A 7,772-nucleotide genomic window follows, 5' to 3' on the forward strand; every position below is an offset into this window, starting at 1 on the left:
CAAAAAAAAAGTCGGCAGAAAGAAAAGGCCATCCCGGAAAGGGGTTTAAAAAAAGGTCTTTAAATCTAGCTGAAGCATAAGTTTAATTTTAATAGATAAAAGACTATGGCACATCAGAGTAAATATCCTAGTTTAGACAGACAATGGCATAAGATGATGTTTTCTTTCTTTGAGTATCTTCCTATGCAATATCGGCAGGCAACGGAAAGAGAATGGCAAATTCGTAAGATGATATGGAGTTTTAAGGATGGAAAAGCTTATTTGAATATAGCTTGGATGATAGCGAATAAGTTACATCAAGTTTTTGGTGATGATGTTAAGAATATTGTTTTTGCTTGTGTTCCGGCTTCTTCCGCTGATAAGAATGAACTTCGTTATAAGGGGTTTGCTTCGGCTGTGTGTAAGTTTTCAGGTGCTATCAATGCGTATGAACATATACGTGTCAGTGGAGATCGTTTGGCTATTCACGAGAAATTTGACAGCAAGTCGCTTCAAAAAGTACAAGTGATAGAATTTGACAAGGACTTTTTTCGGGGTAAGAAAATCTTGGTATTTGACGATATTTTAACAAAAGGGTTTTCGTATGCTCGTTTCGCATGTCAGTTGGAAAAAATAGGAGGTGAGGTTTTGGGAGGTTTCTTTTTAGGTAAAACAGTTGTCCGTATGTTATAAGATGAAAGAAAAAGAGAGTTATATAGAGAAGCAGAAGGATATCTTTGGAGATACTACTTGGTTCACTTATCGTTATGAGGTGAATGGAATGGTGTATGAAACTTCGGCAGGTTCGTTGGATATATGTAGAAAGGCACGTGATAAATGGATGAAAATGATGTCCGTTGCTTTTACCGGTCATAGAACGATACGAACAAATAAATATGCTTTGTCCGTATCGTTGAATGAAGAGGTACGTTTCTGCTATGAGAATGGAATCCGTTTTTTCTATATTGGTTGTGCGGTTGGATTTGACATGATGGCTGCTCATACCGTACTTGAACAAAGGAAACAATATCCCGATATGGTTTTGGTGGCGGTTGTTCCTTATGTCGGGCAAGATGTGTATTTCAACAAAGAGGACAAACAGAGGTATGCTGATATTTTGCGCCAAGCCGACAAGGTGGTAGTTCTATCCGAATATTATTATGCCCAATGCTATGCCCACCGTAATGATTACATGATTTCACACGCCTGTAGGCTGATTGCCTATTGGGATGGAAAATCTGCCGGAGGAACTTCTTATACGTTTAACAAGGCACAAAAAAAGAAATTGGTGATATACAATCTGTTTTGATTCAGATTGTATATCGTTGTTTTCCAGCGGTATGATCAAACGTGGCGATGTCATACTGTCTGGTTGCTGTAAGTGCTAATACTTCCGATGCAAAAGAGAAAGACACAATAAATATGAAAAGCAATGATAGATGAATTTTACTTAATTGTTTTACCTTTGTAAAACATTAGTGTCCCATTAAAATTGGGACGAATTAAAAATTAAATAAACTTGGCCCATTTGGTCCGAATCGTTCTTTGTCATTTTGAAATTTAGTTTTATCAAAGAGGTCTCTCAGATGAGTCTTATCAGTCAATGAGATGCTCAGTATTTGTAACACTTCATATGTACTTCTGTTCAGTTGCATATCGTGTTGAATGATTGCCACCAAACAGTAAGCGCATATAGCAGCATATATCTGTATTCGAACAGCATTCTCTGTAGTTCCCCAAAATCTTTTGATTTTAAGGTGCTGCTTGAGCCATTTGAAAAACAGCTCTACCTGCCAGCGATTTTTATAAAGTTCAGCAACTTGAAGCGCAGATATATGCATCGCATTGGTTATGAATGTAAATTCTCGTTCTTGTTCTTCATCCCAATATTTAACCAATCTAAGTGGCTCTGGATAATATTGTTTAGGATAGAATCCTGTCAGAAATACACTTGCGTCTGAAAGCACATTCTTAGGCAGCCTACGTTTCCATTGGATGGATTTGTACCCGAGATTCTTTTTTGCTCTGACAACAAAGTAGGCTTCAATTTGATGAATTTTATACAGTATTTTGAAGTTGTTATAACCGCGGTCAAAGATGTAATAAGAGCTTGGTTCATAAGGAATTTCAATCATAACTTTAGAATCGTGTACGGATGCTTCCGTGATATGAAAGAATGCAGGAATCTGTGTTTCCACATCATATAATGTATGCACTTTGATACCACCTTTCTTTTTGCGGAATTTTGCCCACCAAAAGACTGAAAGGCACAGGTCAATAGTAGTCGAATCGAAAGCATAAACGTTACCGCCAAGTTTGAAAATATGATTAGCACACTTTTGTCGTGCTTCGCTAACCAGGTAGTAAGCATATTCTTCAAAGATGTGATAGTCTCTATCTTGATTTGCTCTTGCCAGCGATGACTTTGATACATTTTTACCCATTCCTAAATGATAACATTTGGAATGATGAGCTTCAAGAGCAACTATCAAATCTCGCAGACTTTCACGATTAGAAAGTTGACCAAACATCAAAGCAAGTAGTTGATTCCAGCAGGTGAAGTGCTTCACATATTTATCACCATCATACTTGGTGACTATGCGGTTAAACTTACTTCGATTCAGAAATGAAGCCAATTGAGCGAAAACGTATTTGTCTTGGAACATATGCCATCGGATTAATCTGATGCAAAGCTACAAATTCAAGTCCGTTCGCTCGGAAAATCGCTGTAACTAACTAAATTTCAAATATTTCAAAGAACTCTTTTAGATTTTAATGGGACAACAATGTTTGTAAAAGGTAAAACAATATGCGTTTTTCAGATACAGAGAACAATATGACCTTTTGCATAGGTGTGTGTTGGTTAGGAACTCCAAATATGGAGTCGTTGCAGAAAATAATGATGAACTTTAATATTATTGATAAGGATGGAAACAATGGAAGCTAATGAACTGATGCGATATGCCTATGAATTACTGCAAGGGCATTCGAATGAAGAATGTGCCCGAATATTAAGAGAAGTGGTGGCCGAGTGTCAGGTGTGTATAAAGAACTGTGAAGAAGGTGTTTTCGAAAATATGCTAAAGTAATAACAACAAGAATATGGAAATTACTCATAAAAATCAAGGAGAACTTGACTCAACCATGCTCCCATTCGTGATGAGAGAGCTGGTAGAACTGGTCATGAAGAAAAAGGCATTGCCTTTAGGCGATGCACTGTATTATATATATTCTTCCAAGTTGTATAAATCTTTGCTGGATAAGAGTACCAAGTTATGGTATTCAAGTACATTGTCGCTTTATGAAACATTGGAGAAGGAAAAAACAGAAGAAAAACGACGGTATAACGGTGACACGAAGATCCTGCTTTTCAAGATGTTCTGCATTGAGAATTATAGGGAGGAAAAGAAACAAAGTGCGGAAGAAACCTTGTTGTTGTTTTCGGACTATGGGGTTTTTGATTTTTTGGATGAGACTTTTGAAATGCTTCATACCCAAGACCCCGAATATATATTAGATACTATAACGACTTATATCAATAAAAGAAAATGAGACTATTTCATGGATCTACAGTTACCGTGAAACGCCCTAATATACAGAAAGGACGGAAGGCTACGGACTTTGGGAAGGGATTTTATACGACAACCAACTTTGAACAAGCAAAAAAATGGGCTTTGTTGAAGAAGAACAGGGAACAGAGCGAAAAAGCAATCGTCTCTGTTTATGAAGTTCCCGATGATATTCTTGATAGGGAATATCCGGTTCTTCGGTTTATGGGTGCGACAAAAGAATGGCTGGAGTTTGTTGTCAACAACCGCAGAGGAAGAGAAAACGGTGACTATGACCTAATAATGGGGCCTGTCGCAAATGACCAGTTATATGCGACAATTCGGCTTTATGAACAGAGAGTTGTTACGGCTGAAGCCGCTATTGAGATGCTGAAAGCGCATAAGTTGTTCAATCAGCTTTCATTTCATACGGTAACAGTCGCTTTGTTGTTGAAGTTTGTTGAATCAATTGAAGTGGGGTAAAGAATATGTGAAGTGAAAATAGGGGGAAGTTTATCCCCCAATGGTAAGGTTGTTTTTTGCGTCCACTTAGTTTTTTCCCACCCACCCTTTCAGCGGAGTGACTGCCCGGCAGTCTGTTGCTTACCCATATGTCCTAGCCTTTTAGGGCTGTAGATAGGTAGTTGGATATTTCGCTGCCAAATCGGCAGTCCGCTTCAATCGTTTGCTTGCTTTTCTCCGAGTGGAGCCTTTCTGCTTTTCCGGTGGTGTAATCTTCTTTTATTGGAAACAGGTGTAGTGGCTGTATGCCTGTGTGGTTATGTTCTCCCGCAGAATCCGCAAGTCAGTTCTTCCGTTGCAGCTTTTCATTTTATCGTGCAGTCACTTTTTTCGATACGTGGAATATGATATGCTTCATTCTTCGGCTTCATTTTTTTAAAAGGAATTGCAGATGTTTCTTCCGGTGTGTCGATAGGCGGCTGACCATCTTTTCGGGATGTGCCATGCTTGCTGTCTAACCGGTTGTTTTTTGCATCCTTTCCAAACCTGTTACTGATTTTCAAGTTTTGTCTTTTTCATATCATTTTTTAGGGAAGTCAAATCATTTTCCGTTGCAAATATAGATTGTTGCTAACCCCTTTTACGGGGATAAGGGGACGATTCACAAACACCACGTTGTTATTCGTCTGAAATCTTCCTTTTTTTGCCTTGCACAAAAAGCGTATTTAACCCGAATTATTCGTTGCCATCTTCACCAATAAAAAAGTTACAAATCTTCCTTTTTCCGGCCAGCATAAAAAGAGTATTTATATCTTTTTTCATGGTGTCCCCCAAAGCCAACAATCAGTTATTGCACTGTAAAATTGATTAATTAACTTCTAAAAAATCAGAGATATGAAAAAGATTGAAAATTCATTCGCAGTAACAGGCAGGATTTGTAGGGATGCAGAAATCCATTTATTCGAAATAGTAAAGGTTGCACACTTCTCTATTGTGGTCAGTCGCATAGGCAAGATAAATGAAGAAAAAACATTTGTTTCCTCTGTTATGAAAGTTGAAGCCTGGAGTAAGATGGAAGACCGCTATGCTTTTTGGATACTGCAAAAAGATGTACTGATTACCGTTGAAGGCTACTTTAAGCCGGAAGAATGGACGGATTCTAAAAGTGGGGAGAAACGTAACCGCATTGTGATGGTAGCTACTAAGTTCTACCCGACTCCGGAAAAATAAGAACCCCCGGACTAAAAAGAAAAAGCAATCAAACGATTGAAGCGGCACAAGGTCGCTTCAATCGTTTGCTAATGCGGCAGAAGATTATAAAAAAAGTGTTTCTTAATTTGGTGATTTTCAGATTTATCGGTATTTTTGTATCAAAAAAGATACCTAAATATGTTTTTCTATGAAAAGATTATATGATACATATACAATATACGAATTTTCAGATGAATGTATTGTAAAGGAAATCTGCAAGAGAGTTAAGTCTATAAGACTTAGCTGCTGTTTTTCCCAGCAAGAATTTGCGGATAAGGCAGGAGTATCTATCGTTACTATTAAGAGAATAGAATCTTGTAAAGTAAGTGATATTGCCCTAAGTACATTGCTTAAGATTTTGCGTATAAGTGGAACTCTTGAAGGCGTTGTCGGTTTGGTTCCGGAACTTCCAGACTCCCCTTTCCTAATCAATGAAAAAACAGGTAAAAGAATACAAAGAATTAACGGTAAACGTAAGATGGTATGAAGAAAGAGCCGATTATAGTGAATGTATATCTGTGGGGGACTTGCATTGGCAAATTGAATTGGGACTTTGAAAAGCATTGTTCTGTATTCCAATTTACGGATGAATATAGGAAACAAGATTATGATATATGCCCTTCCACACACCCTAAGAGAACCCCTTTGTTTGCGTCTTTCTATGGGAATAAAGATAAATTATATCAAGGGCTTCCGGAATTTCTTGCAGATGCGCTTCCTGACAAATGGGGGGCTTCCCTATTTGACCAATGGCTCACGGATAATAATATAAAGGTTACGGAATCATTGCCTCTATTGAAGCTCTCTTATATTGGCAAGAGGGCTATGGGAGCATTGGAATTTGAACCGGAATTTAATGATGATGCCATCCATGAGTCAGTAAATATGTCATCATTGGCAACTTTGGCTTCTAAAATATATAATGATCGAGATGCTGCTGTCATATCACCGGAGGATAGCCTCACGATGAAAAAGTTGATATATCTTGGAACTTCTGCCGGTGGCATGCGCCCGAAGGCAGTGATTGCCTATAATCTCGAAACGGAAGAGTTTCGTTCCGGCCAGGTGGATTTGCCTGAAAATTTTAAGCAGTATATCATCAAATTTAAAGAAGCAGATGACTCTCCTACCACAGAGATAGAAATGGTATATAGCGAAATGGCAAAGGCGGCGGGAATCAACATGATGCCATGCTTCCTGAAAGAAATTGATGGAAGAAATCATTTCGTAACGGAAAGATTTGATCGTAAGAATGGAGAAAAGCTCTTTAGTCAGACCCTTGCGGCCATTATGCCGGGTGCAGATGATTATATGAAGCTGTGTTGGATAGCAGAGACTCTGAAACTTCCCCAGGAAGACAAAGATCAGATATTTATCAGAATGGTATTTAATTATGTCGCAGGTATATCCGATGATCATAATAAGAACATATCGTTTATCATGGATAAGGCAGGGGTATGGCGTTTATCACCTGCATATGATGTAATGTTCACGGCAAATACATGGGAAAATTCTTCAGCACACATTCATTCGATGGGCGTGATGGGCAAAAGGTCTGCCTTGACTACAAGTGATTTCGTCAACTTTGCCGAGGATTTTGTAGAGGAGCCCGAAAAGAAGATATTACAGGTGTTCGATGCTGTAAGCAAATTTCAATCGTTATGCGCCACGTATGGCATAGATAAGGCTATATTTGATAAAATCCAACATGTATTGGATGGATTGGTCACTGATGATTTGGATTTGCTGCAATTAACTTAAAGAACAGTAGATGGTGATAGTTGCTCCAGTCTTTTCTGGAACGGCTTTCTTTTCTTTTGAGATCTTTATACCCCTATTTGTTATTTTGGAGAAAGTCACATGTTTCCCACCCACCCTTTCAGCGGAGTGACTGTCCCCGTTTCAGGATTTCTCATAGTCACTCGCAGGCTCCGTGATTGTGTGAAATCCAGGAATGGGGAAGGCAAAGGAGAGAGGCATATCCGGTCTGCTTTCGGAGCTTCGGCCACATCGAGACAACCTCTTTCCGGCGGCTATGCCACTCTCCTTTTATTTGCCCGGCAGTCTGTTGCTTACCCATATGCCCCAGCCTTTTAGGGCTGTATATAGGTAGTCGGATATTTCGCCGCTAAATCGGCAGTCCGCTTCAATCGTTTGCTTGCTTTTCTCCGAGTGGATGCCTTTCTGTTTTTCCGGTTGTATAATCTTCTTTTTCCGGAAACAGTTGTAGTGGCTGTATGCCTGTATGGTTATGTTCTCCCCGCAGAATCCGCAAGTCTGTTCTTCCGTTGCAGCCTTTCATTTTATCGTGCAGTCACTTTTTTCGATACGTGGAATATTGTATGCTTCATTCTTCGGCTTCATTTTTTTAAAAGGAATTGCAGAGGTTTCTTCCGGTGTGTCGATAGGCGGCTGACCATATTTTCGGAATGTGCCATGCTTGCTGTCTGACCGGTTGTTTTTTGCATCCTTTCCAAACCTGTTGCTGATTTTCAAGTTTTGTCTTTTTCATATCATTTTTTAGGGAAGTCA

The 7,772-nt window shown here is 39.0% G+C and carries 11 protein-coding genes; 8 read left to right on the forward strand and 3 right to left on the reverse strand.

Annotated elements, in window-relative coordinates; all coding sequences use genetic code 11:
• Positions 1 to 105 precede the first annotated feature (105 nt).
• Both DWW10_RS25295 and DWW10_RS25300 read left to right on the forward strand, forming a co-directional pair.
• Positions 106 to 672, forward strand: a complete 567-nt coding sequence (locus DWW10_RS25295; RefSeq protein WP_005868760.1) for a phosphoribosyltransferase — start codon at positions 106 to 108, stop codon at positions 670 to 672.
• Between the two features lies 1 nt (position 673).
• Positions 674 to 1,288, forward strand: a complete 615-nt coding sequence (locus DWW10_RS25300; RefSeq protein ID WP_005868759.1) for an SLOG family protein — start codon at positions 674 to 676, stop codon at positions 1,286 to 1,288.
• 193 nt (positions 1,289 to 1,481) lie between these two features.
• Here the strand turns inward: DWW10_RS25300 and DWW10_RS25305 are convergent, their stop codons facing one another.
• Positions 1,482 to 2,645, reverse strand: a complete 1,164-nt coding sequence (locus DWW10_RS25305) for an IS4 family transposase (protein WP_005868407.1) — start codon at positions 2,643 to 2,645, stop codon at positions 1,482 to 1,484.
• 261 nt (positions 2,646 to 2,906) lie between these two features.
• Here DWW10_RS25305 and DWW10_RS26200 point away from each other — a divergent pair, with 261 nt between their 5' ends.
• The 3 genes from DWW10_RS26200 to DWW10_RS25315 are packed head-to-tail and all read left to right on the forward strand — an operon-like array spanning position 2,907 to position 4,010.
• The gene (locus tag DWW10_RS26200; protein WP_007564662.1) at positions 2,907 to 3,068 is read left to right on the forward strand and encodes a hypothetical protein; all 162 of its coding nucleotides are present in this window, start codon (positions 2,907 to 2,909) and stop codon (positions 3,066 to 3,068) included.
• Positions 3,069 to 3,081: 13 nt separating this feature from the next.
• Entirely contained in the window at positions 3,082 to 3,531 is a 450-nt protein-coding gene (locus DWW10_RS25310) for a DUF3791 domain-containing protein (RefSeq protein WP_005868755.1), read from the forward strand.
• Complete coding sequence (locus DWW10_RS25315) at positions 3,528 to 4,010, forward strand: DUF3990 domain-containing protein (protein ID WP_005868753.1); 483 nt, start codon at positions 3,528 to 3,530, stop codon at positions 4,008 to 4,010. Before DWW10_RS25310 ends, DWW10_RS25315 begins: the two co-directional genes overlap by 4 nt.
• Before the next feature lie 344 nt (positions 4,011 to 4,354).
• Here the strand turns inward: DWW10_RS25315 and DWW10_RS25320 are convergent, their stop codons facing one another.
• Entirely contained in the window at positions 4,355 to 4,552 is a 198-nt protein-coding gene (locus tag DWW10_RS25320; protein ID WP_007564664.1) for a hypothetical protein, read from the reverse strand.
• 331 nt (positions 4,553 to 4,883) lie between these two features.
• Between DWW10_RS25320 and DWW10_RS25325 the strand changes: the two genes are divergently transcribed.
• The 3 genes from DWW10_RS25325 (at position 4,884) to DWW10_RS25335 (ending at position 7,001) form a co-directional block, all read left to right on the forward strand.
• The gene (locus tag DWW10_RS25325) at positions 4,884 to 5,219 is read left to right on the forward strand and encodes a single-stranded DNA-binding protein (RefSeq protein WP_005868751.1); all 336 of its coding nucleotides are present in this window, start codon (positions 4,884 to 4,886) and stop codon (positions 5,217 to 5,219) included.
• A 169-nt stretch (positions 5,220 to 5,388) separates the two neighbouring features.
• A complete protein-coding gene (locus DWW10_RS25330) occupies positions 5,389 to 5,727 on the forward strand; it encodes a helix-turn-helix domain-containing protein (protein WP_005868750.1) in 339 nt (112 codons plus the stop codon).
• Positions 5,724 to 7,001, forward strand: coding sequence for a type II toxin-antitoxin system HipA family toxin (locus DWW10_RS25335; protein ID WP_005868749.1), 1,278 nt, complete (start codon positions 5,724 to 5,726; stop codon positions 6,999 to 7,001). Before DWW10_RS25330 ends, DWW10_RS25335 begins: the two co-directional genes overlap by 4 nt.
• 157 nt (positions 7,002 to 7,158) lie before the next feature.
• Here the strand turns inward: DWW10_RS25335 and DWW10_RS26205 are convergent, their stop codons facing one another.
• Positions 7,159 to 7,320 (reverse strand): hypothetical protein, encoded by a 162-nt coding sequence (locus DWW10_RS26205; RefSeq protein ID WP_005868748.1) that lies wholly within the window; start codon positions 7,318 to 7,320, stop codon positions 7,159 to 7,161.
• Positions 7,321 to 7,772 lie beyond the last annotated feature (452 nt).

This window comes from Bacteroides intestinalis, from assembly GCF_003464595.1.
Lineage (GTDB): Bacteria > Bacteroidota > Bacteroidia > Bacteroidales > Bacteroidaceae > Bacteroides > Bacteroides intestinalis_A.

Coding starts and splice junctions, on each gene's coding strand:
- DWW10_RS25295 (WP_005868760.1), top strand. CDS start 106: ATGGCACATCAGAGTAAATATCCTAGTTTAGACAGACAATGGCATAAG.
- DWW10_RS25300 (WP_005868759.1), top strand. CDS start 674: ATGAAAGAAAAAGAGAGTTATATAGAGAAGCAGAAGGATATCTTTGGA.
- DWW10_RS25305 (WP_005868407.1), bottom strand. CDS start 2,645: ATGTTCCAAGACAAATACGTTTTCGCTCAATTGGCTTCATTTCTGAAT.
- DWW10_RS26200 (WP_007564662.1), top strand. CDS start 2,907: ATGGAAACAATGGAAGCTAATGAACTGATGCGATATGCCTATGAATTA.
- DWW10_RS25310 (WP_005868755.1), top strand. CDS start 3,082: ATGGAAATTACTCATAAAAATCAAGGAGAACTTGACTCAACCATGCTC.
- DWW10_RS25315 (WP_005868753.1), top strand. CDS start 3,528: ATGAGACTATTTCATGGATCTACAGTTACCGTGAAACGCCCTAATATA.
- DWW10_RS25325 (WP_005868751.1), top strand. CDS start 4,884: ATGAAAAAGATTGAAAATTCATTCGCAGTAACAGGCAGGATTTGTAGG.
- DWW10_RS25330 (WP_005868750.1), top strand. CDS start 5,389: ATGAAAAGATTATATGATACATATACAATATACGAATTTTCAGATGAA.
- DWW10_RS25335 (WP_005868749.1), top strand. CDS start 5,724: ATGAAGAAAGAGCCGATTATAGTGAATGTATATCTGTGGGGGACTTGC.
- DWW10_RS26205 (WP_005868748.1), bottom strand. CDS start 7,320: ATGGGTAAGCAACAGACTGCCGGGCAAATAAAAGGAGAGTGGCATAGC.